General features: G+C 72.2%; 20 protein-coding genes and 1 pseudogene. 4 read left to right on the top strand and 17 right to left on the bottom strand.

Going from position 1 to position 22417, the window contains the following annotated elements; translation table 11 throughout:
- Positions 1-93: 93 nt before the first annotated feature.
- The 4 genes and pseudogenes from aqpZ to mutL all read right to left on the bottom strand — a co-directional run bounded on the left by aqpZ (position 94) and on the right by mutL (position 4034).
- On the bottom strand, positions 94-828 hold the full coding sequence (aqpZ, locus tag G4G93_RS10470; RefSeq protein ID WP_165083876.1) for an aquaporin Z: 735 nt from the start codon (positions 826-828) through the stop codon (positions 94-96).
- A 333-nt stretch (positions 829-1161) separates the two neighbouring features.
- Positions 1162-1734, bottom strand: a pseudogene (locus tag G4G93_RS35525) (hypothetical protein); the annotation flags it as partial.
- Between the two features lie 12 nt (positions 1735-1746).
- Positions 1747-1998 (bottom strand): Uma2 family endonuclease, encoded by a 252-nt coding sequence (locus tag G4G93_RS36570; RefSeq protein WP_165083874.1) that lies wholly within the window; start codon positions 1996-1998, stop codon positions 1747-1749.
- Positions 1999-2060: 62 nt separating this feature from the next.
- The gene (gene mutL / locus G4G93_RS10455) at positions 2061-4034 is read right to left on the bottom strand and encodes a DNA mismatch repair endonuclease MutL (protein WP_165083872.1); all 1974 of its coding nucleotides are present in this window, start codon (positions 4032-4034) and stop codon (positions 2061-2063) included.
- A gap of 86 nt (positions 4035-4120) precedes the next feature.
- On the opposite strand from mutL, the gene G4G93_RS10450 reads away from it, so the two are divergent.
- Together G4G93_RS10450 and G4G93_RS10445 are read left to right on the top strand one after the other, a co-directional pair.
- Positions 4121-4660 (top strand): GNAT family N-acetyltransferase, encoded by a 540-nt coding sequence (locus G4G93_RS10450; protein WP_206289683.1) that lies wholly within the window; start codon positions 4121-4123, stop codon positions 4658-4660.
- A gap of 117 nt (positions 4661-4777) precedes the next feature.
- Positions 4778-6388: an outer membrane beta-barrel protein gene (locus G4G93_RS10445; RefSeq protein ID WP_312891867.1), complete on the top strand. Its 1611-nt coding sequence runs from the start codon at positions 4778-4780 to the stop codon at positions 6386-6388.
- A 116-nt stretch (positions 6389-6504) separates the two neighbouring features.
- Here the strand turns inward: G4G93_RS10445 and G4G93_RS10440 are convergent, their stop codons facing one another.
- Positions 6505-7515: a zinc-binding alcohol dehydrogenase family protein gene (locus tag G4G93_RS10440; RefSeq protein ID WP_165083868.1), complete on the bottom strand. Its 1011-nt coding sequence runs from the start codon at positions 7513-7515 to the stop codon at positions 6505-6507.
- Positions 7512-8678 (bottom strand): mannitol dehydrogenase family protein, encoded by a 1167-nt coding sequence (locus G4G93_RS10435; protein WP_165083866.1) that lies wholly within the window; start codon positions 8676-8678, stop codon positions 7512-7514. Before G4G93_RS10435 ends, G4G93_RS10440 begins: the two co-directional genes overlap by 4 nt.
- A 529-nt stretch (positions 8679-9207) precedes the next feature.
- Between G4G93_RS10435 and G4G93_RS10430 the strand changes: the two genes are divergently transcribed.
- Entirely contained in the window at positions 9208-10689 is a 1482-nt protein-coding gene (locus G4G93_RS10430) for a TolC family protein (protein WP_165083864.1), read from the top strand.
- Positions 10690-10932: 243 nt separating this feature from the next.
- Here the strand turns inward: G4G93_RS10430 and G4G93_RS10425 are convergent, their stop codons facing one another.
- From G4G93_RS10425 to rocF, 8 genes are all read right to left on the bottom strand, one after another.
- Entirely contained in the window at positions 10933-13086 is a 2154-nt protein-coding gene (locus G4G93_RS10425) for a peptidase domain-containing ABC transporter (RefSeq protein WP_165083862.1), read from the bottom strand.
- Positions 13087-13105: 19 nt separating this feature from the next.
- Positions 13106-14383 carry an HlyD family secretion protein gene (locus tag G4G93_RS10420; protein WP_165083860.1) on the bottom strand — a complete coding sequence of 426 codons (1278 nt, stop codon included), beginning with the start codon at positions 14381-14383 and terminating at the stop codon, positions 13106-13108.
- A 21-nt stretch (positions 14384-14404) separates the two neighbouring features.
- Positions 14405-15349, bottom strand: coding sequence for a hypothetical protein (locus tag G4G93_RS10415; protein ID WP_165083858.1), 945 nt, complete (start codon positions 15347-15349; stop codon positions 14405-14407).
- Positions 15350-15401: 52 nt separating this feature from the next.
- Positions 15402-15542: a hypothetical protein gene (locus G4G93_RS10410; protein ID WP_165083856.1), complete on the bottom strand. Its 141-nt coding sequence runs from the start codon at positions 15540-15542 to the stop codon at positions 15402-15404.
- A gap of 55 nt (positions 15543-15597) precedes the next feature.
- The gene (locus G4G93_RS10405) at positions 15598-15738 is read right to left on the bottom strand and encodes a hypothetical protein (RefSeq protein WP_165083856.1); all 141 of its coding nucleotides are present in this window, start codon (positions 15736-15738) and stop codon (positions 15598-15600) included.
- A 55-nt stretch (positions 15739-15793) separates the two neighbouring features.
- Positions 15794-15934: a hypothetical protein gene (locus G4G93_RS10400; protein ID WP_165083854.1), complete on the bottom strand. Its 141-nt coding sequence runs from the start codon at positions 15932-15934 to the stop codon at positions 15794-15796.
- A gap of 505 nt (positions 15935-16439) precedes the next feature.
- Positions 16440-17492 (bottom strand): ornithine cyclodeaminase, encoded by a 1053-nt coding sequence (locus G4G93_RS10395; RefSeq protein WP_165083852.1) that lies wholly within the window; start codon positions 17490-17492, stop codon positions 16440-16442.
- The gene (rocF, locus tag G4G93_RS10390; RefSeq protein WP_312891866.1) at positions 17493-18431 is read right to left on the bottom strand and encodes an arginase; all 939 of its coding nucleotides are present in this window, start codon (positions 18429-18431) and stop codon (positions 17493-17495) included.
- A 166-nt stretch (positions 18432-18597) separates the two neighbouring features.
- On the opposite strand from rocF, the gene G4G93_RS10385 reads away from it, so the two are divergent.
- Positions 18598-19035: an Lrp/AsnC family transcriptional regulator gene (locus G4G93_RS10385; protein WP_165083850.1), complete on the top strand. Its 438-nt coding sequence runs from the start codon at positions 18598-18600 to the stop codon at positions 19033-19035.
- Between the two features lie 152 nt (positions 19036-19187).
- Here the strand turns inward: G4G93_RS10385 and G4G93_RS10380 are convergent, their stop codons facing one another.
- From G4G93_RS10380 to ndk, 3 genes are all read right to left on the bottom strand, one after another.
- Positions 19188-19544 carry a hypothetical protein gene (locus tag G4G93_RS10380; protein WP_165083848.1) on the bottom strand — a complete coding sequence of 119 codons (357 nt, stop codon included), beginning with the start codon at positions 19542-19544 and terminating at the stop codon, positions 19188-19190.
- Positions 19545-19659: 115 nt separating this feature from the next.
- Complete coding sequence (locus G4G93_RS10375; RefSeq protein WP_165083846.1) at positions 19660-21750, bottom strand: molybdopterin-dependent oxidoreductase; 2091 nt, start codon at positions 21748-21750, stop codon at positions 19660-19662.
- Positions 21751-21833: 83 nt separating this feature from the next.
- A complete protein-coding gene (gene ndk, locus G4G93_RS10370) occupies positions 21834-22256 on the bottom strand; it encodes a nucleoside-diphosphate kinase (RefSeq protein ID WP_048429253.1) in 423 nt (140 codons plus the stop codon).
- Positions 22257-22417: the final 161 nt, after the last annotated feature.

Below are 22417 nucleotides of genomic sequence, written 5' to 3'. Positions count from 1 at the left end.
CCCCGGCCGGGTGAGGCCGCCGGCGCCCGGCGCCCCGAAAGCCGGTGCTGCGGCGCCGGTCGCGGGCTGCCCGCAGACCGGCGTGACCCGCAGTCAGGGCGTCGCGGCGGCCTTCGACAGGCCGGTGACCTGGGCCGAGGGCTCCTCGCTCAGCCAGCGGTACAGGATGCCGCCGAGCGCGCCGCCGATGATCGGCGCGACCCAGAACAGCCAGAGCTGCCCCAGCGCCCAGCCGCCGGCGATCAGGGCCGGTCCCGTGCTGCGGGCCGGATTGACCGACAGGTTGGTGATCGGGATGCCGACCAGGTGGACGAGGGTCAGGCACAGCCCGATCGCCAGCGGCGCGAAGCCCACCGGCGCCTTGCCGTGGGTCGCCCCCATGATCACGAACAGGAACATCAGGGTCAGCACCACCTCGGCGAGGAAGCAGGACATCACGGAGTATTGGCCGGGCGAGTGCTCGCCGTAGCCGTTGGCGGCGAAACCCTTGGCGAGGTCGAAGCCCGGCGCGCCGGAGGCGATGACGTAGAGCAGGCCGGCGGCCGCGACGGCGCCGACGAGCTGGGCGGCGATGTAGGGGCCGACCTCCCGGCCCGGGAAGCGCCGCCCCGCCGCGAGCCCGATCGTCACCGCCGGGTTGAGGTGGCAGCCGGAGATGTGGCCGATGGCGTAGGCCATGGTGACCACCGTGAGGCCAAAGGCCAGGGCGACGCCGACAAATCCGATCCCGAGCTCCGGGAAGGCCGCCGCGACGACGGCGCTGCCGCAGCCGCCGAAGGTGAGCCAGAAGGTGCCGATCGCCTCGGCGGTGCATTTGCGCATGTCCATGGGGCATCTCCTCGTGCGGGATTTCGTGTCCGCGCCGGACTTCGCGCCGGCTTCGTGGGCGGGCGCGGGGACGTCGGCCGCGAGCAACCGGCCCGGCTGGCGGCGTCGCGCGCCGTCCGGATCCGTCGAAGGAGAGGCTGGCCCAAGGAGGGAGGCGGACTTTCATGCCCGCTCACGCTCCCTATACAGGATGCCCCATTGTAACGGAATCGGGGCATCGTGCCGCTGTACTGAATAGTGCTGCGGCGGCTCGGCCGGGGTGGCGGGGCTTGCCCGCCATCCCGGAGCACCGCGAGCAGGGCGACGCTCGCAGGCGTCAAGCCCGGCTCGGCTCTAGGGCATCCCGCCCCGGACCGTCTCCAGCCCGTCCCGCAGCCGCTCCGGCAGGACGGCCCGGCCCTGCTCCTTCGCCGGCGGGCCGCTCGAGCCGACGAGGGCCGCGACCGCCGCCGCGCATTCCTCGGCCTCCATTTGCGCGACGAGGGTCTCCACCTCGCGGGAAGCCGGCAGTCCTTTCAGGCCGGCGATGCGTACGACCTCGGCCGGGCCGAAGGTGGCGCGGATTGCGCGCGCGTCGCTCGCCGCGGCGAGCACCGGGACGACGCCGTAGGTCTCATCGACCCCGACCCCGACCCCGACCCCGACCGCGTCGAGCCGGAGCACGGCGTCCGGCGCCGGGAGGAGTTCGTGGCGCCACCCGGCGCTCTCGCGGCGGTAGGCCTCGACCCGGCGCTGGTCCTGGGCCACGAGCACGAAGTGCCGGAGCTCCGGCAGGGCCTGGTAGGCGAGCCACGTGCGCCCGTGGTCGTGCCGTTCGGTCGAGGGCGACAGCACCGCCAGGATGACGGCGGCCGAGGCCACGCCCCGGGTATCCGGATCGGGCGCGACAGAGCCGTCACGGGCGACGAAGACGTCCGGTTAGAACCGCGCCGTGCCGGCGTCGAGCCGCATCGTCTCGTGGAACGACGCGCAGGGACGGCCGGGGGCGATGCGCCCGGCGATCAGGGCGTCGAGGCGGCGCGTGAGGGCGTGATGGGCGGTCGAGCCGCCGACCGTCATGCGAAAGGCTTCGCCGTCGATGTATTCGAGCCGCTCCCCGTCCGCAGCCTCCGCGCAGAGGCGCTCGTAGCCGTCGAGATCGATGAGCGCGCCGCGCCGCGCGACAGGCATGCCGGGTCTCCCGGGAAGGATCGCCCGGTCCTACGCGAGCGGGGCGAAGGCCGACAGGCCGCTCATCGCCGCCCGAACAGCCGCTCCACGTCCGACAGCTTCAGCTCGACATAGGTCGGGCGGCCGTGGTTGCACTGGCCGGAGAACGGCGTCGCCTCCATCTCGCGCAAAAGCGCGTTCATCTCCTCCGGCCGCAGGCGGCGGCCGGCGCGGATCGAGCCGTGGCAGCTCATCCGCGACAGGACCGCGTCGAGGCGGCGGGCGAGCGGGTCGGCCCCGCCCTCGGTGAGGGCGTCGACCACGTCGGTGAGGAGCGCGCGCAAGGACCCGCCGGCAAGCGCGGAGGGCACCTCCCGCACCAGGACCGCGCCGTGGCCGAAGGCCTCGAGCACCAGGCCGAGATCCTGCAGGGCCTCGGCCGCATCGGCGAGGCGGTCGGCCTCGACGGGGTCGAGCTCGACCACCTCGGGGATCAGCAGGATCTGGCGGGCGATGCCGCCGCCGGCCCGCTCGCGCTTGAGCCGCTCGTAGACCAGCCGCTCGTGGGCGGCGTGCTGGTCGACGATGACGATGCCGTCCCGGGTCTGGGCGACGATGTAGGTCTCGTGCAGCTGCGCCCGCGCCGCGCCCAAGGGGTGCTGCTCGGCTGCGGGCATCGTCGCCTCGGGGGGCGGCGCCCGCAGGTCGGCGCTCGGGGCGGCGAGGTCGCCGGTGAAATGCGCCTGGTGGCCCTCACCGAAGCCGCCGGACGGCGGTCCTTCGTAGGCCGCTTGGGCAGGCTCCTGCGCCCCCCGGGACTCCTGTGCCCCCCACCCCGAGGCGCCGAAATCCCGCTCGAACGCCTCCATCCGGCCCGAGCCGGCCGGCCGCGACGGCGCCGTCTCGTCGCGGCGCGCGAACAGGCTCGCGGTCCGGCGCCCGGCGGGCATCGGGGCGGCCGGCGCAGGCAGCGGCGTCGAGGCCGGCCGCAGGCTCTCCAGGGTGCGGGCCGCCACGGTGGCGGAGCTGCGCCCGCCCTCGCGGCGCAGGGCCTCGTGGATGGCGCTGACGATCAGCCCGCGCACCAGGCCGGGATCGCGGAAGCGCACCTCGGTCTTGGCCGGGTGGACGTTGACGTCGACGAGGGCCGGGTCGCAGGTCAGCGCCAGCGCCAGCACCGGGTGGCGGTCGGAGGCCATCACGTCGGCATAGGCCCCCCGCACCGCCGAGAGCAGCAGCCGGTCGCGCACCGGTCGTCCGTTGACGACGAAGTGGACGTGGGTCGCCGCCGCCCGGTGGAAGGTCGGCAGGCCGACATGGCCGTCGAGGGCGAAGGCCTCGCGCTCCAGGCTCAAGGGCGCCGAGTTCTGGCCGAATTCGGGCCCGAGCACGGCGACGAGCCGGCGCAGCCACGAGCCCTGCCCGGTCTCGGCCGGGAGGACGAGGCCCGCCGACGACGCGCCCTCACCGGTCAGGGTGAAGCGGATCTGCGGGTGGGCGACCGCGAGGCGGCGCAGGATCTCGCCGACCGCCGTGGCCTCGGCCCGGTCGGACTTGAGGAATTTCAACCGCGCCGGCGTCGCGGCGAACAGGTCCGTCACCTCGATCCGGGTGCCGGGCTGGCCGGCCGCCGGCCGCACGGGCCCTTTATGGCCGGCATCGACCACGATGACGTGGCCGTTCTCGGTGCCCGGGACGCGCGAGGTGATGGCGAGCCGCGCCACCGCGCCGATCGACGGCAGCGCCTCGCCGCGAAAGCCGAGCGTGTCGATGCGCTCGAGGTCGCCATCCGGCAGCTTCGAGGTGGCGTGGCGCTCGACCGCGAGGGCGAGGTCGTCGGCGCTCATGCCGCCGCCGTCGTCGACGACCCGGATCAGCTTGCGCCCGCCGGCGGCGATGGTGACGGCGATGCTCGACGCGCCGGCATCGATCGCGTTCTCCACCAGCTCCTTGACCGCCGAGGCCGGCCGCTCGACCACCTCGCCGGCGGCGATGCGGTCGACGAGGACGGGATCGAGGCGGCGGACCTGCGGGCGTCCGGGGGATGAAGTGGCCATGACGGGAATATAAGGTTTTGCCGGCCGCCCCAGAAGGTGCGGGCGACCGCATGTCCACCACAAGTGTCCGGACGGGGATGAGGGCGATGGCGGATGACGGTGCGGTGATCCTGCGGCCTTGCGGAGAGGCCGACCTGCCGGCGGTGACGGCGATCTACGCCCACGCGGTCGCCACCGGCCGGGCCTCGTTCGAGCTCGACCCGCCGGACGTGGCCGAGATGGGCCGGCGCCGCGCGGCGCTCGTCGACGGCGGCCACCCGTATCTCGTGGCCGAGCGGGCGGGCGAGGTCGTGGCCTACGCCTATGCCGGCCCCTACCGGACCCGGCCGGCCTATCGCGGCACCGTGGAGACCTCCGTCTACGTGCGGCCGGACCAGGCCGGGCGCGGCCTCGGCCGGCGCCTCCTCGCGGGCCTGATCGCGGCGGCGACCGAAGGCGGCTTTCGCCAGATGGTGGCGGTGATCGGCGATTCCGACAACGCCGCCTCGATCGGCCTGCACGCCGCCCTCGGCTTCCGACACGTCGGGGTGCTGCGGTCGGTGGGCTGGAAGCACGGCACCTGGCTCGACACGGTGCTGATGCAGCGGGCGCTCGGCCCCGGGGACGGGGCGCCGCCGGACTCCTGAGGCGGGACGCCCTATCCCGGCGTCAGTTACGGGGACTTAACCCTGACCGTTGTACCGCTCTTAACCATGACGGTCCGGCGTTCCCGGCGGGCCCCGGCGGAGCGGAGCGGCAGGCCCGTGGCGGACGAGCGGCGAACACCCGGACAGGCCGGGCCCGGTTTCCCGGCCCTGGCGCTGGCCGCCTCCCTCCTCGCCGCGGGTCCGGCAGGAGCCCAGACCCTGGCAGGAGCCCAGGCCCTGGGAGGAGCCCAGAACGCGGGCCAGCCCGGTTCCCTCGCGCAGGCGGCCGAGTCCGGCCTCGCCGGCCCGCTCCCGGGCGGCCAGGACCCCGGCACCTTCGCGCTGCGCGGCGCCAACCCGGTTCTCCAGGGCGGCCTGCTCCGCGCAGGGGGCATCGCCCGCGCCGGCACCCGGCCACGCACGCTGCCGCAGCGGCGGACCCGTCCGCCCACCACCGCCATCACCCGCCAGGCGATCCGGCAGGGCACCGCCGACGACCTGCGCCTGCGCCCGACGGTGCAGATCCCGGTCTCGGGGCTGCCCGACATCGCCGGGGCGGCGCCGCTCCTGCGCCGGCGGCCGCTCGACCCGCTCGACCCCTACGCGCCGCTCGGCATCCGGGTCGGCGGCCTGACCCTGTTCCCGGCCCTGCAGCAGAGCGTCGGCTACGATTCGAATCCCGACCGCTCGATCCTCCGTCGCGGCTCGATGGCCCTGCGCAGCCAGGGCGAGCTGCGGGTCGACAGCGACTGGTCGGCCCATTCGCTCACCGGCGACCTGCGCTTCGGCTACCTGACCTATCCGGACAACCGCAACGCCGACCGGCCGGACGGCGACGGCGCGATGCGGCTGCGCCTCGACGTCGCCCGCGACACCAAGGTCGATGTCGAGGGCCGCTACGCGATCTCGACCCAGCGCGCCGGCAGCCCGGATCTCAACGCCCAGGTCCGCGACCGGCCCCTCGTCGCGACCTACGGCGGCACCGTCGGGGTGACGCAGAATTTCAACCGGCTGCAGGTGACGGTGGCGGGCCTCGTCGACCGCCAGACCTTCGAGAACGCGCAGCTCTCCGACGGCACGTTCCTGCGCCAGGACGACCGCAACGCCAACCAGTTCGGCCTGCGCCTGCGCACCGGCTACGAGATCCGCCCCGGCTTCACCCCCTTCGTCGACACCCTGGTCGATACCCGGATCCACGACTTCGCGGTCGACCAGTTCGGCCTGCGCCGCGACTCGGACGGCGTCACGGTGCGCGGCGGCTCGAGCTTCGAGTTCAGCCGGCTCCTCACCGGCGAGGTCTCGGCCGGCTACCTGTCGCGCCATTACGCCGACCCGCGGCTTCGCGACATCACCGGCCCGGTCGTCGACGGCTCGGTGACCTGGGCGGCGACCGCGCTCACCTCGGTCCGGCTCGGCGCCGCGACCGGCGTGATCGAGACCATCGTGCCGGGCGCCAGCGGCATCCTCACCCGCACCCTCGTCGGCGAGGTCACCCACGACCTGCGCCGCAACCTGCGCCTGACGCTGACCGGGACGCTGGTCAACAACGACTACCAGGGCACCAGCATCCGCGAGCAGGGCTACAGCGCCGGCGTCAAGCTCGATTACCGCCTCAACCGCTGGCTCGGCATCCGCGCCAGCTACGCCCGCGAATTGCTGAAGAGCACTGCGATCGGGTCGAGCTATCATTCGGATACGTATCTGGTCGGGGTCCGGGTGAATCCGTGATCCGCGTGCCGGAGGGCCGTCCCCGGATCGGGACCGGCGCGGACCGTCGCCTCTCCCCGCCTATGGGGAGAGGGGAAACCCGCGCCTTCCCGGTTGGCGGATCGCCCCGCCCCGCCTCACAGCTCCAAGATCGCCTTGACGACCCCCGCCTCCGGCCGCAGCCAGTCGCGGAACAGCGCCGGCCCCTCCGCCAGCGGGCCGCGATGGGTGCGCAGGGCTTCCGTCGGCACCCGGCCGGCCTGCATCTGGCGCACCACCTCGGCGAAGTCGTCCGCTTGGGCGTTGCGGCTGGCAAACAGCGTGGTCTCGCGCTTGTGGAATTCGGGGTCCGAGAACACGATGTCGTCGCGCACCACGCTCACCAGCACGTAGCGGCCGCCATGGCCGACGAAGCCGAAGCCGCGCTGCATCGCGGCGCGGTTGCCGGTGCAGTCGATCACGCAATCGTAGAAATCGCCGGACGTGGCGGCCCCGGCCTTCGCCTCGGCCCCGTCGTCGGCCGTCAACACGGCGTCGGCGCCGAGCGCGCCTTTCGTGAAGGCCAGCCGGTCCTCGCGCAGGTCCATCACCGTGACGTGGGCGCCGCGCGCCTTCGCGAAGATCACCGCCGACATGCCGATCGGGCCCGAGCCGACCACCAGCACCCGATCGTGGGCGGTGATCCCGCCGCGCTTCACCCCGTGGGCGCCGATCGCCAGGAACTCGATCATCGCGGCGTCGTCGAGCGGCGTCTCGCCGACCGGGACGACGTTCCGCGCCGGCACGCTGATGAGTTCCGCCATGCCGCCGTCGCAATGGACGCCGAGCACGGAGATGTTCTGGCAGGCATTGGTCACGCCCTTGCGGCAGGCGACGCAGGTGCCGCAGGACAGGTAGGGCACGATGTAGCAGTTCTGGCCCGCCTGGAGATCGCTGCCGGCGGGCGCCCGCGCGATCGTGCCCGACAGCTCGTGGCCCATCACCCGCGGGTATTGCAGGAACGGGTGCTTGCCCTGGTAGATGTGGAAATCCGTGCCGCAGATCCCGACCCGGCGGATGCGCACCAGCGCCTCGCCCTCGGCCGGGACCGGCTCCGGCCGCTCGGTCAGCCGCAGGCGGCCCGGCTCGTCGCAGGTGAGCACCTTCATCGGGAATCCTGGTCCTTCGGGGAATGGAGGGGCGGGGACGCGGAAGGATAGGCGGCGGCGAGCGCCCGCAGGCTCGGGCATGCCGGGCCCGCGCCGCCCTCCTCCACCCAGGCCAGGAAGGCGTGGACGCGCCGCTCGACCTTCTGGGCGTGGTTCTGGGCGATGTCGGCGAGGCGGTGGTCGAGGGTGGGGTTGAGGAAGCGCTCCAGGGTGGCGGCGACGTACGATCGCGCCTCCTCCGCCATCCCGCGGGCGGAAAAGCCCGGCACCACCTCGTCGCGGTAGAGCGCGTCGAGGCGCGCCCGGATCGCCGGATCGGCCAGGATCTCCCGCACGGTCTCGCCCGCCGGCCGGCCCTCGCGCTGCCAGATCTCGGCGAGGACCGTGTGGCCGAGATTGAGGATGTGGAGCTTCAGCCGCTCGTAGGGTTCGAGGTCGTCGGTGAGCGTGATGCAGGGATGCGTGCAGGGGAGCACGAGGCCGGGCCGGCGCTCGATCGCCCACAGGGCGTAGGGCTCGGCCACGGCGCCGACCGGCTCGATCGGCTCGGAGACGATGCGGTCGACCAGGGTGTCGGTGACGACCACGCCCTCGCGCAGCCAGGCGAGGAACGCGTCCGGCAGGCCGGCCTCGCGGGCGAGGTCGAGGACCAGGCCCTGGAGCACCCGGCCGTTGCGGTGGATCAGCTCGCAGGGCAGCACGGTGAGAGGACGCCCGCCCGCCTGCCAGCGGCGGTACAGGAGCTGGGCCAGCTTGGCCGGGAACGAGGCCGGGGGCGCCGCCGCGATCCATCCGCCGCCGCGATCGGCCGCCGCGAGGGCGTAGCCGGTATCGCCGGTATTGGAGAGGACGATCTCGGCCTCGTCGACGAACAGAGCCGTCACGGCGTCCCAGTCGGTCGTGGCCGAGAGGCCGCGGTCGATGCTGGTGACGGTGACCCGGCGCTCGATCGCGCGGCCGTTCTCGAGGCCGCGGATCACCACCGGATAGCCGCCGGGTGCCCCGAAGGCGGCGACGCGGCCCGCCCGGGACGGGCTGCCTGAGGTCTGCACCACAGCGACCGGGCCGACCGCCTGGCCGGCCTCCCGCGCCTCGTGGATGAAGAGGTCGGCATGGGCCTGCAGGAAGCGGCTGGTGCCGAACTGGACGACGCGCCGGGTCATGCGGCCGGCGCCGCGCCGGAAGGGGGGCGACGGAGACGGGTCAAGGGCGGGTCCTCACCGGGTGGGCTCGTTCTTATCGGTCGGCATGAAGGGCCGCGCGCCGCCCGGCGTCAAACGGTTTTTCCCCGCGGTGGGCGCCGGGGAGACCGTCTCGGCCGTCGGGCCGGCTGGCGGACCCGACACCCTCCTGGTCGTTCCGGGCACCGCTGCGCGGCCCCGGAACGACCAGGAGGGTACAAATTCTGTCGGAGACAAGCATTCATGGTCGGATGATGCATGCGCTGATTTTTATGAGCGGTTTCGAAGGACCGGTCATCATGAAAATGGTGCGTGGTCTTCGCCCTGCGTATCGCTCGCTGACGACTTCCTGATGTCCTGCGAGCTCGATCTCGAGGCCCCGCGCCGCGCCGTTCCCCCTAAGGTAAGGCTTCGTTCACCCTGTTGCGCGAAGAAGAGACCGGACGTCCGCGGGCCTGCATCGGGCGCAACCCTGGGGCCGCTCGTGGATCCCCATCCCTTCGGAGTCGAGATGCCGGTGCGGCGCGCGAGGTTGGAGAGGCTGGGCTGCCTCCTGGCGATCCTGGCGGCCTCCGCCGGGACGGTCCGGGCGCAGAGCCTGGAGGAGGCCTCCGCGGCGGCCCTGGAGACGAGCTTCGTGCTGCGGGCCGAGCGGGCGCGCCAGGACGGGGCCGAGGAGCGCCTGCGCGGCGCGATCGACGCCTTCATGCCCACGGTCGCCTTCACGGCGGACCGGCCGCTCAGGAGCCGCATCACCTACTCGCCCGACGCCGCGCCCCCGGTGGTCGGGCTCGATGCGACGCCGCGGCGGGCGCCGACGGTGGTCGGGCTCTCGGCGAGCCTGCCGCTCTTCGACGGGTTCCGGCGCTGGAACGGCTACCAATCGGCCCGGGTGCTGGCCGAATCGGGCCGGCTGCTGCTGATCGGCCGGCGCCAGCAGGTGCTGCTCGACACCGCCATCGCCTATATCGCGGTGCTGCGCGACACCCGGATCCTCGCGGCGCGCGAGGCGCAGCTGACGGCGATCCAGCGGATCGCCGGCTTCACCGAGAAGCAGTTCGAGCTCAACGACGCCACCCGCACCGACGTGGCGCTCGCCCGCTCGCGGGTGCAGGAGGCCGAGGCCCTGCGGGTGCGGGCGCAGGCCGACCTGACGGCGTCCCGGCTCGACTTCACCCGCCTGACCCGCCTGGCGCCCGAGCGGATGCCGCCGCCGCGCCTGCCCGACGGGCTGCCGCGCAGCGCCGACGCCTTCGCCGAGCTGGTGCGCAAGGCCAATCCCGACATCGCCGCGTCCCAGCTCGAGGCCGAGGCCGCCGGCTACCAGGCCAAGGCGGCGCTCTCCGACCTCCTTCCCAAGGTCAACCTGCAATTCTCGAAGGTCGCGCAGATCGGCTACAGCCCGGTCCTCGACCGGATCACCGACACCACCACCCGGGTGGTCGCCACCGTGCCGATCTACGAGCCCGGCACCCTGCCGCGGATCGGCGAGGCCTCGGCGCTGGCGCGCCAGCGCGGCTACGAGGCCCAGGACCGGGAACTCGCCACCCTCACCTCGGCCCGCATCGCCTTCGCCCGGCGCCAGGCGACGGCCGAGCAATACACCCAGCTGGTCGCGCGGATCCGCGACTTGCGCGAGACGATGCGGGGATTCGGGATCGAGCGCGCGGCGGGCTTCCGCACCGTGCTCGACGAGCTCAACATCCGCGGCGAGCTCGCCAATGCCGAGGTGGCGGCCGAGATCGTGCTGAACGAGCGCGACGGCCAGTCGCTCCAGCTCGCCGCCGCGGCGGCGCTCCTCGACGCGGCGCCCGGCGGCCCGCCGGCCCGGCGCTTCGAGTCGGTCGCGCCGCCGCCGCCGCCGCACCTGCGCCGCTCCCTGGCGGCGGTTCCGCCCGAGGCGCCCGCGCTGCGCGGCAGCGGGGCGCCGGCCGCGCGAGCGCTCCCGGCACCGGTGCTGCGGGTCTCGCGGGCGGAGGGCGAGTCCCGGTAAGAGGCAAGGGTCCTCGCTGCGACCTGACGGATCGTCCCTCGACAGAGCTGGCGATCCTCGGCGTCGATGCTGACGAGGGAAAATAAAGGCCATACCGTGGGGCGTCGCTCGCCCCAGACCGCTAAGCAGACTTGCGTTTGGCAGGCCAACGCCTCGTCCGCTGAGCCTCTTGTTTCGTCGCAGATCTTCGTCGCAAAACCGGCCACCACCTTTGCGAGATCTGCCCAGGGCAGCGCCCGCGCCTCACGCCGCCGCCGGCACCGGCGCCCCGGGCTGGGCCGGCGGCCGCGGTTCCTCGGTGAGGCGGCCGTTCTCGATGCGAAACACCCGGTCGACCTGGTCGAGCAGGCGCTCGGAATGGGTGATGAAGACCTTGGCGGCCTTCACGCCCTTCAGGCTCTCGACGAGGGCGACTTCCGTCGCCGGGTCGAGATTCGCCGTCACCTCGTCGAGGAGCATCAGCCGCGGCCGGCGGCAGATGGCGCGGGCGAGGAGCAGGCGGCGGCGCTGGCCGGTCGAGAGCACGCTGCCCTCCTCCGAGACGTGGGTGGCGTAGCCCTGCGGCAGCCGCTCGATCTCCTCGCGCAGGGCGACGCGGGTCAGGGCCGCCTCCATCTCGGCATGGGAGACGGCGGGGTCGAACAGCGACAGGTTGTCGGCGACCGTACCGGCGAACAGCCCGTCATCGGCGAAGACGACCCCGAGATTGGCCCGGTACTCGCGCTTGCCGAACTGGCCGATCGGCACGCCGTCGACCGTGACCGAGCCGGCGGCCGGCTCGGTCAGGCTCGCCAGGATCCGCATCAAGGACGACTTGCCCGAGCCCGAGGCGCCGACGATCGCGATGGTCTCGCAGCGGCCGATGTCGATGGTGAGCGAGGCCCCGGTCAGGATCGGCTCGTCGCCGCGGCCGAACCGGATCGTCACGTCCTCGACCCGGACCTCCTTGCGGATCGCCCGGTGGAAGGTCGCCTCGTGCAGGCCCTCCTCGGGGGCGTGGCCGATCACGTCGTCGAGGCGCGCGACGTGGACCTTCAGGGCGGCGAGCTGGAGCAGGCTCGAGGTCAGGTGGTTGACGCGGTCGAAGAAGTCGGTGCGCAGCGCGATGAAGGCGTAGAGCGTTCCGATCGTCAGCGTGTTCTTGATGACGCCGGTGATGCCGAGATAGAGCGTCGCCACGGTGCTGACCGCGATGACGACGTGCATCAGGAACTCGGCGTCGAGACCGGCCTTCTTCGCCCGGAAATCGAGGTTGGCGAAGCGGGCGAAGCTCTCGAACCAGGTCATGGCGAAGAGTTCGGTGCTGTTATGCGCCTTCAGGCTGCCGATGCGCTGCAGGCCGTCGATCAGGCTCGCCTGCTCCTGCGAGCGCGCCTCGAGCGAGCCGGCGGTGGCCCGGTCGAGGGTCGGGAAGGTGACGAAGCGCATCGCCAGCACCGCGGCGAGCGTCGCCAGGGTGATCGAGGCCATCACGGGCGAGTAATAGTACATCAGCCCGACGAGCAGGAACGACGTGCCGATATCGGCGAACGACGTGACCAGACCTCCGACCATGAAGTTGCGGATCGTGTCGATCGACTGGATCCGGGTGACGAAGTCGCCGGGATGGCGCAGCTCGAAGTAGCTCAGCGGCAGGCGCAGCGCGTGGCCGACGACGTTGCGGGTGAACTGGAGCTGGAGCAGCGTCGAGGCGCGCAGCGCGATATAGCCGCGCAGCCACTGCCCGAACGCCTCGAACAGCATCATCAGGACGAGGCCGGCGGCCAGCATCTGCATCAGGTCGAGGTCGACCTGCGGGATCACCACGTCGAGGGCGATCTGCAGCAGCACCGGGGTGGTGAGGCCGAGCAGCGAGATCGCCAGCGAGACCAGCGTGATCTGCCAGACCGTGCCGCCGAGGCCCCGGGCGCTCCTCAGGATGTCGAACAGCTTGAGCCGCCCGCCGACCTTGATCGCGCGGAAATCCATCCGGGGCGCGAATTCGAGTACCACGCCGCCGAACAGGCGCTCCATGTCGGCGCGCTCGTAGATGCGCAGGCCGAATTCCGGATCCTGGACGTGGTAGCGGCCCCGAGCGATCTTCTCCAGCACCACGAAGTGGTTGCCGCGCCAGTGCAGGATCGCCGGGAGCGCCACCTGCTCCAGCTCGGTCACCCCGTCGAGGGCGTAGCCGCTGGCGTCCAGGTCGAGGCTGTCGGCGAGCTGCACGATGCTGGCGAGCGTCATGCCATTGCGCGACAGCGGGAACAGGGCCCGCAGGTAGGCGAGGTCGATGTCGTGGCGGTGGTAGTTCGCCACCATGGCGAGGGCGGCGAGCCCGCACTCGTTGGCCTCGTTCTGGAGGATCGGGCGCACCCGCCGCTTGGGCGCGAGCGCGCGCTTGAGCCAGTCGGTCATCGGTTCATTCCTTGCCCGCTCATCCTCGGCCGCGCATCGCCCGGATCGGATCGAGCATCCAGTCGATCAGCCGCCGCCGCTCGACCACGATGTCGGCCGAGAGCGTCGAGCCGATGCGGATCGGCTCGTCGATCCCGTAGGCGCGCATGGTGCGCGAGTCGGGCCGCACCTCGACGCGGTAGACGGATTGGCGGGCGGCAGCCGCCGCCGCGTCGCCCCCGCCCTCCTCGGCCGAGGCCAGCATCGGGTTGCGCAGGGGCGTGCCGGAGATCACCGCGATCGTCCCCCTGGCGATGCCGAAGGTCTTGAACGGGAAGGCGTCGTATTTGAGCACCACCTCCTGGCCGACCTTGGCGAGGCCGATGGCGCGGGCCGGCACTTCGAGGACGATCAAGGGATCGGCCCGCGTGTCGCCGAGGATCGCCACGACCTGGTCGGCGGTGACCGAATCGCCGGGCTGGACGTAGAGGCCGGCGACCTGGCCGTCGGTGGGCGCCACCACGTCGATGCGCGACTGGGCGCCGAGCGCGGTGATCTGCGCCTCGATGGCGCTCAACTCGTTGCGGGTCGTGGCGAGCTGGGCCGCCTTCTCGGTGTCGCCGGTGCGTTGCGCCCGCAGGCGCTCCGACGTGCTCTGCCGCAGCTCGGCCCGGCGGGCGCGCAACTCGGCGATCTGGCGGGCATAGTCGAGGGCGGCGCGGCGCTGGCCGTTGAGGGTCTCGCGGGTGGCGTAGCCCTGCTTGAGGTAGGCCTCGACGCGGGAGACCATCTCCTCCTGCTGGCTCAGGCCCTCCTTGAGGGTGCGCTCCTGCTCGTCGAGGGCGCGCAGGACCGCCGTGACGTTGCGCTCGGTCTCGGTGCGGTCGCCGCGGGTCGAGTCGAGATAGGCCGAGAGGCGCGCCTCCTCGGCGGCGAGCCCGGTGCGCCGCTCCTGCAGGCTGCGCAGGGTCGCGCCGACGGTCGAGACGCCGCCCGTGGTCTGCTCGCGCAGCTGGACCTGCATCAGGCGCTGGCCGCGCTTGACCGTGTCGCCCTGCTTGACGGCGATGTCCCGGACGATGCCGGCGGCCTGGGCGTCGAGGCGGGTGAGGCCCGAGGCGGCCGAGACGTAGCCGCGCACCGATTCGGAGCGGGCGAGGCGGCCGAGGAACAGGCTCGCCACGATGACCACGATGATGGCGCCGAAGAACCACGCCATCCAGACGCTGCCGCGGTCGTGCTGGAGATGGACGGTGCCGCTGAGCCGCCGGCGCTGGAAACTGGCCTCCGCCGGGGGAGGCGCCGCGGGTTCGCTCATCGACCGTCCGCTCGCGAGACCTTACGCCGCGAGGGTCTGCGGCGCCTCCCCGCCTGCCGGAGAGTTGTCCGGCACGGTCGCAGACGAGGGTAAATAATCGGCGAGCGACGGCCACAGGTGCCACTGTTCCGGCCGGGCGGCGATCGCCGCCTGGATGTGGCGGCGCATCAGGCCGGCGACCTGGGCCCGCTCCTCCGGCGCGGGGCCGCGCACCTCGAAGGGCTGGCCGACGCTCACCGTGTCGCCGTGATCGTCCATGGTGGTGGCGATGGGCACCACCGTCGCGCCGGTGAGCCGTGCCATGGTGTCGGTGCCGAAGGCGAAGCGGAAGGGATAGCCGAACATCGGCATGTCGGCGGGAGCGCCGTAAGCGGGGGCGAGGTCGCAGAACACCACGATCACCGCGCCCCTCTGGGCGTAGCGCAAGGCCGCCAGGAAGTCGGCCCGCGCGCTGACGTTCAGGAAGCGGACGTCGGCCCCGGTCTCGCGCAGGCGCTCGATGACTTGCGTCTCCATCACCAGGTCGTCGCGCTGGCGCAGCACCAGCATCGGCCGTCCCGGAAAGTAGCGCAGCATCAGGGTGGCGAGGCCCAGCACGTAGGAGCCCATGTGGAGCGGCGCCAGGATCACCGGCCTGCCGCCGGCGGCGACGCGCTCCAGAACCTCGGGTGTCGTGACCGTGACGCGGTCCATGTCGCGCCGGATCGCCGCCATCGGGCGCCGGTGCAGGGCGCACCACTCGATCTCGGTGGCGATATCGTGGCGGGTGGCGAGCCGCGACAGGCGCAGGGCCTCGCGGCGCGGCAGGCGCAGCACGGTCTCGAAGGCGGCGGTAAAGCCGGTCTCGTCGCGCCGGCCGGCGAGCCCGCGCCCTGCCAGGACCAGGCGCAGGAGGCGGCGGCGCCAGGACAGCGGCAGGCCGGCGAGGCGGGCATAGGTCCAGGGAATGTGCGGGGTCGAGGTCATCGGGATGTCGTCCTTCTCACGCCGGACCCCGCACCGATCCGCGGTTAGCGGCTCAGCACTTCTTCGACTTGGTGCCGCAGCTGCTCGGAGCCGGGGCGCAGGGGGCCGGCGGGCAGGCCGGGGCGCAGACGGGCTTGCAGATCAGGGTGCCGCCGGCGACGGTGGCGAGGGTGGCGACGTCGAGCTTCTTCATGGTGCCTCTCCTGTGATCGGGATGTCGCGGGATGCCTGGTTCGCCGTGGCGGCGATCAGCACTTCTTCGACTTGGTGCCGCAGCTGCTCGGAGCCGGGGCGCAGGGGGCCGGCGGGCAGGCCGGGGCGCAGACGGGCTTGCAGATCAGGGTGCCGCCGGCGACGGTGGCGAGGGTGGCGACGTCGAGCTTCTTCATGGTGCCTCTCCTGTGATCGGGATGTCGCGGGATGCCTGGTTCGCCGTGGCGGCGATCAGCACTTCTTCGACTTGGTGCCGCAGCTGCTCGGGGCCGGGGCGCAGGGGGCCGGCGGGCAGGCCGGGGCGCAGACGGGCTTGCAGATCAGGGTGCCGCCGGCGACGGTGGCGAGGGTCGTGACATCGAGCTTCTTCATCGGAGCCATCCTCATCTCGGGGACTATTGTCGTGCCCCGTTCACAGGACTTGAGATGCCAGATGTTTCAGAACGTGTCGATAGGCCGGACCGGGGCCTCAGGGTATTGTTAACCAAAGCGATTTCCGAAAACGGATCGTTGACAAAGCCTTACGCAGGGAGCCCGAAGACTGCGTAGGTAATTTCGTTGGGGAAGGCCTGTGCATGACTCCGCCGCGGCCGAGGCCGGGTCCTGGGCAGAACGATGCGACTGCCGGCAGCGGGTTCCGTAGTCGTTCGGTCTCCGGACGACTGTCGTGACGAAGAAACCCCACTTTGCCGTCACGTTCTCAACTGTCGCGGCACCGGTGGAAGGCAGTCGCGCAGGAGGCGTCCAGCACGCAAGCGTAGACGCGAAGGTCACGGCCGGCGCGCGCGGCGCCCTCAAGCCAGGAAGACGTGGCTCCCGGGCGGGGAAGATGTCGGAAGTATTCGACGCCGTCCCGGACGACGGTCCGGATGGACGCTCACGCGACCAGGCGCGGCGGGCGCGCCCGCTGCAGCATGCCGAACAGGTCGCGCGGGTCGTCCGGATCGGCGAGGAGGTCGAGGTCCTCGTAGGTCGGGTGCTCGGCCAGGAGATCGCGGACGGTGCGCAGCGCCGAGAAATCCTCGATCGCGAAGCCGACCGAGTCGAACACCGTGACCTGGCGCGCGCCCGTGCGCCCCGGCGCCGATCCGGCCAGCACCCGCCACAGCTCGGTGACCGGATGGTCCGGGGCCAGCTGCTGGATCTCGCCCTCGATGCGGGTCTGGGGCTCGTATTCCACGAACAGGGCGGCGCGGCGCAGCAGCGCCGGGGCGAGCTCGGTCTTGCCCGGGCTGTCGCCGCCGACCGCGTTGATATGCACCCCCTCCCCGACCAGGTTGTCGCCGAGGATGACGGCGTTGCGCTTGTCCGCCGTCACGGTGGTGACGATGTCGGCGCCGCGCACGGCCTCCTCGGTGCCGGCGCAGGCCGTCAGGTCGAAGCCGAGCCCCGAGAGGTTGCGCAGGCATTTGCGCGTCGCCGCCGGGTCGATGTCGTGGAGGCGCAGGGTGTCCACCCCGAGGAGCGCCCGGAAGGCCAGGGCCTGGAATTCCGCCTGGGCGCCGTTGCCGATCAGCGCCATGGTCCGCGAGCCCGGCCGCGCGAGGAAACGGGCGGCGAGCGCCGAGGTGGCGGCGGTGCGGAGCGCCGTCAGCAGGGTCATCTCGGTGAGGAGGACGGGGTAGCCGTTGCCGACATCCGCCAGCACCCCGAAGGCGGTGACGGTCTGGCGACCGCCGACGGCGTTCTTCGGGTGGCCGTTGACGTATTTGAAGCCGTAGGTGTGGCCGTCGCTGGTCGGCATCAGCTCGATGACGCCGTCGGGGCTGTGGGCGGCGATGCGCGGCGTCTTCTGGAAGGCGTCCCACCGCGCGAAATCCTCCGCGATGGCGTCGGCGAGGCGCACCAGCATCGCCTCGATCCCGACCGCGTGGATGAGGCGCATCATGTTGTCGACGCTGACGAACGGGACGACGTTGAGGGCCGGCATCTAGAAGCTCCGTGTCGGTCGGTCGAGGATGCGGCGGCCGAACAGGCTCGCGGCGAGATCGGCCATCAGCAGGGCGGTGCGGCCGCGCTCGTCGAGGAAGGGATTGAGCTCGACGAGGTCGAGGCTGCGCACCAGCCCGGAATCGTGCAGCAGCTCCATGATCAGGTGGGCCTCGCGGAAGGTGGCCCCGCCCGGCACGGTGGTGCCGACGCCGGGCGCGATGCCGGGATCGAGGAAATCGACGTCGAGGCTGACGTGCAGGAGCCCTTCCGCGGCCTTCACCTCGCGCAGGAAGTCGCGCAAGGGGGCGACGATGCCGGTCTCGTCGATGTCGCGCATGTCGTGCACCCGGGTGCCGCTGTCGCGCAGGACCGCGCGCTCCGCCGGATCGACGCTGCGCAGGCCGATCATGCAGATCCGCGCCGGATCGAGCGCGGCGTCGAGCGGCGGGAAGTAGCCCGTAAAGCCCGGCTGCCCGGTCAGGTAGGCCAGCGGCACGCCGTGCAGGTTGCCGCTCGTCGTCGTGTCGAGGGTGTGGAGGTCGGCATGGGCGTCGAGCCAGAGCAGGAACAGCGGCCGCCCCTCGGACCGCGCCCGCAAGCCCATTCCCGCCACCGTGCCGGCCGAGAGGCTGTGATCGCCGCCGAGGAAGATCGGCCGTGCCGCCGCGCTGTGGCGGTACGCGGCCTCGGTCAGCGCCAGCGTCCAGCCGGCGGTCTCGGCGAGGTGGTGCACCGCCGGGTTCGGGTGCGGCGGCGGCGCGAAGGGTTTCGGGGCGACGGTGCCGGCATCCGTCACCGCGATTCCGAGGTCGCGGATCGCTTGCCCCAGGCCCGCCGCCCGGTAGGCGCTCGGCCCCATGTCGCAGCCGAGCCGGTTCGTGCCGGACTGCACCGGCGCGCCGACCAGGATGCAGCTGTCGTGAAACTCGCCTGCCACCCGCCCGCTCTCCTCTGGAACGGCGCGAGCGTAGCAACCGGCCGCGTCACTTCGAACACGCTAACCCGGTCGATTTTCCGGGCGGATTGCGCAATCTGGCAGGCCGCATCGCGCAGAGTGGCGGCAAGGGCGACGGAGCAAGTGGGCCGGAGCAAGGGAGCTTGAGATGGACGCGCTCGATCAGGCCCTCATCACCTTGCTTCGCCACGATTGCCGACGGCCGGTGTCGGAACTGGCGGCGCTCCTGAAGGTGTCGCGCGCCACCGTCCGGGCGCGCCTCGACCGGCTCGAGCGCGACGGCGAGATCATCGGCTACACGGTGGTGCTGCGGGCGGACGCTCAAGCCGCGGCGGTGCGGGCGATCACGCTGATCGCCGTCGAGGGGCGCCGCGCTGGGGACGTCATCGACGCCCTGAAAGGCTTCGCCGAGATCACCTCGGTCCACACGACGGTCGGCACGTGGGATATCGTCGTGGAAGTGTCCGCCGGCAGCCTGCCGGAGCTGGACGAGCTGTTGCGGCGGGTGCGCCTGGTGCCGGGCGTGACCACCTCGGAGACGCACCTGCTGCTGTCGACGCCGCGGAGTGCGAGGGCGCGGTTGTAAGCGGTTCGATCGGGTCACGCGAGATTTCCGACCCCCTCTGCGTCATCCCGGGTTCCGCTTTCGCGGTTTCCGGATGACGCGGAGGGTGTCGGAATCGTCGTGGGTTGGCCGTGCGCGGACGCGCGGCGGACTGCGCTGGCAGCCCCGCCCCGTCAGACCGGCCGCTGCAGCTTGCAGCTGTCGATGGCGCCGAGCGCCTTGGCGCGGGCCGAATCGTTGAAGTAGCCGGTGGTGCGGTAGGCCTCGATCTCGGAGGCGTCGAGCGAGCGCAGGGTGGCCTTGGCGTAGCAGCCGCAGGGGCGCTCGAGGCTGGTCTCCGCGGTGTTCTGCATCCGGGCCTGGACGACGGTGCAGGCGCGGCGCACCCGGGCCTCGAGGTCCGACTTGGGCGCGGTGCGCAGCGACGGGTCGGGCTGGTAGGCCTCGAGCTGCGACGAGGACGCGCCGGCGAGGGCCGAAGCTGCGCCGAGCGCGAGGAAGCCGGCGGCGAGGAAGATGCGGAGACGCATGGGAGGAGGAGTCCGTTGGGCTGCGTGTCGTCAAGCTCGACCGTTGGACGCCGAAACTCCCCGCCCGCACAAGGGCGGGCGGGCCACACCGGAGGATTAAAGGCCGCGGGCCGCGCTACTGCGGGAGGGCCGCGATCGATACGCGGTTGTCGTGGAAGGCGGCGCCGCCGAACGGGGCCGGCGCGTCGGCGCCCGTCAGGGTGTTGATGCCGCGCCCGTCCGGATAGGCGTCGTTGGGCCAGATCGACTCGGCGATCAGCACGCCCCGGCGCAGGCCCGCAAACAGCGTCGCCCGCAACGTCACGGCGCCGCGGTCGTTCGCGAGGCGCACCCACGCCCCCTCGCCGATCCCGAGCGGGCCGGCATCCTCCGGGTGGATCATCACCGTCGGGTGGCGCTCCTTGGCGAGCGAGGTCGGGGTCTCGGTGAAGCTCGAATTGAGGAAGTTGCGCGCCGGGCTGGTGGCGAGGCGGAACGGATGCTCCTCCGTTGCCGCCATCAGCGGCGCCTCCCAATGGTCGGGAAGCGGCGGCATCGCCGGGCCGCGGGGTCCGTCCTGCGCCACCGGCACCTTCGTCCAGTCGGGCCGGAAGCGGAAGCGCCGGTCCGGATAGGCGAAGCCGTCGAGGAAGTGGGCGCGCTCGTAGGCGGGCTGCACGTCGAGGAACCCCTCGCCCTCCATCTCCGCCAGGCTGCTGCGGCGCGAGGCCTTGAGCGTGGCGTCGATCAGCTCGCGCGGGGTCATGGAGAAACCCGGATGCTCGGCGCCGAGGCGCTCGGCCAGGCCCGCGATCACCTCGTGGTTCGAGCGGCAGAGAGGCGGCGGGTCGATGCGCTTCAGGCCGAGCTGGATGTGCTGCTGGCCGCCGCCGGTATAGAGGTCGTCGTGCTCCAGGAACATCGTGGCGGGCAGGACGAGATCGGCCATGCGGGCGGTCTCGGTCATGAACTGCTCGTGGACGCAGACGAACAGGTCCTCGCGGGCAAAGCCCCGCTTCACCAGCTCCTGCTCGGGGGCGACCGAGACCGGGTTGGTGTTCTGGATCAGCATCGCGGTCACCGGCGGGCCGTGGCGCAAAGCCTCCGCGTCGCCGGTGAGCACCCGGCCGATCTGCGACTGGTCGAGCATCCGGGTGCCGGGGCGGATGGCGTCGAGCCCCTCGATCAGGCGCTTGTCGAGGCCGAACACGCCGCTGTTCGAGTGGAAGGCGCCGCCGCCGCGGTGCTGCCAGGCGCCGGTCACCGCCGGGATGCAGAGCGCCGCATGCATGTTGGCGGCGCCGTTGCGGCTGCGGGCGAAGCCGTAGCCGAGGCGGAAGAAAGTGTTTCTGGTGCGCCCGACGAGGTGGGCGAAACGCTCGATCTCCTCGACCGTCAGGCCCGTGACGGCGGCGGCCCAGGCGGGGTCGCGGCTCCGGAGATGCGCCTCCAGCTCCTCCGGGCAGTCGGTGTAGCGGGCCATGTAGTCGCGGTCGGCCAGGCCGTCCCGGAACAGCACGTGCATCACCGCGCAGGCGAGCGCCCCGTCGGTCCCCGGCCGCAGCAGCAGGGCGAGGTCCGCCTGCTTCATCGTCGGGTTGTCGTAGATGTCGACGACGACGACCTTGGCGCCCCGGTTCTTCCGGGCGGCCTGGACGTGGGTCATCAGGTTGACCTGGGTATGCACCGGGTTGGTGCCCCAGATCACCACGCAGTCGCTCTCGGCGATCTCGCGCGGATCGACCCCGGCGAGACGGCCGGTGCCGGCGATGTAGCCCGACCAGGCGAGCGTGGTGCAGATGGTCGAGAACTGGCCGGAATACCCCTTGGCGTGGCGCAGCCGGTTGATGCCGTCGCGCATCACCAGCCCCATCGTGCCGGCATAGTAATAGGGCCAGACCGCCTCAGGCCCGTGCACGGCCTCCGCCTTCCGGAACTCCTGCGCCACGTGGTCGAGCGCCTCGTCCCAGCCGATCGGCGCGAAAGTCCCCGAGCCCTTCGGGCCGGTGCGGATGAGGGGCTGGGTCAGCCGGTCGGGATGGTGGATGCGCTCGGCGTAGCGGGCGACCTTCGCGCAGACGACGCCGGCCGTGTAGCTGTGGCGCGGGTTGCCGCGCACCCGGCCGATCGTGGCGCCGTCGATCACCTCGACCTCGAGGGCGCAGACCGACGGGCAGTCGTGCGGGCAGGTGGAGGTCGTCCGCTCGATCCGTGGCTGCGCCGTCACCGCTCGCTCTCCCTCGCACAAAAAAGGCCCCCGCCTCGCGGCGGGGGCCCTCACCCTATCGGGGTTTCCCGTCCGGGAAAACCTTAGCCGACGATGTCCTTGTCGTCGAAGAACTGCTTGATCTCGATGCCGGCGTTCTCGAGGCTGTCGGAGCCGTGGACGGTGTTCTCGCCGACCGACTTCGCGAACTTCTGGCGGATGGTGCCCTCGGCGGCCTGGGCCGGGTTGGTGGCGCCCATCACCTCACGGTACTTGGCGACGGCGTTCTCGCCCTCGAGCACCTGGACCACGACCGGGCCCGAGGTCATGAACTCGACGAGCTCGCCGTAGAACGGACGCTCGGCATGGACCTCGTAGAACTTCTTCGCCTGGGCGTCGGACATGCGGATGCGGCGCTGGGCGACGATGCGCAGGCCCGCCTCCTCGATCACGGCATTGACCGCGCCGGTGAGGTTCCGGGCGGTGGCGTCGGGCTTCAGGATGGAGAAGGTGCGCTCGGTGGCCATGGGAGGTCCGTTCAGAAGAATAGCGGTGGCGTGGGCGGTGGGAGGCCGCGCGGCACCGGACCCTGAGGTCCGGCTTCAAGCCGGGCGCGAGCGCCCGCGCGCCGGGTCCTTGAGCGGACGTCCGGCGCCGGGCTTATAGCCGCGGGCCGGGCGCCCCTCAA

Origin of the sequence: Methylobacterium sp. DB0501 (genome assembly GCF_011043735.1) — a bacterium.
In the GTDB taxonomy this organism is placed as follows: domain Bacteria; phylum Pseudomonadota; class Alphaproteobacteria; order Rhizobiales; family Beijerinckiaceae; genus Methylobacterium; species Methylobacterium alsaeris.
Note: the sequence above shows the minus strand (reverse complement) of the source record. Positions and strands in the feature narration are given on the sequence as shown.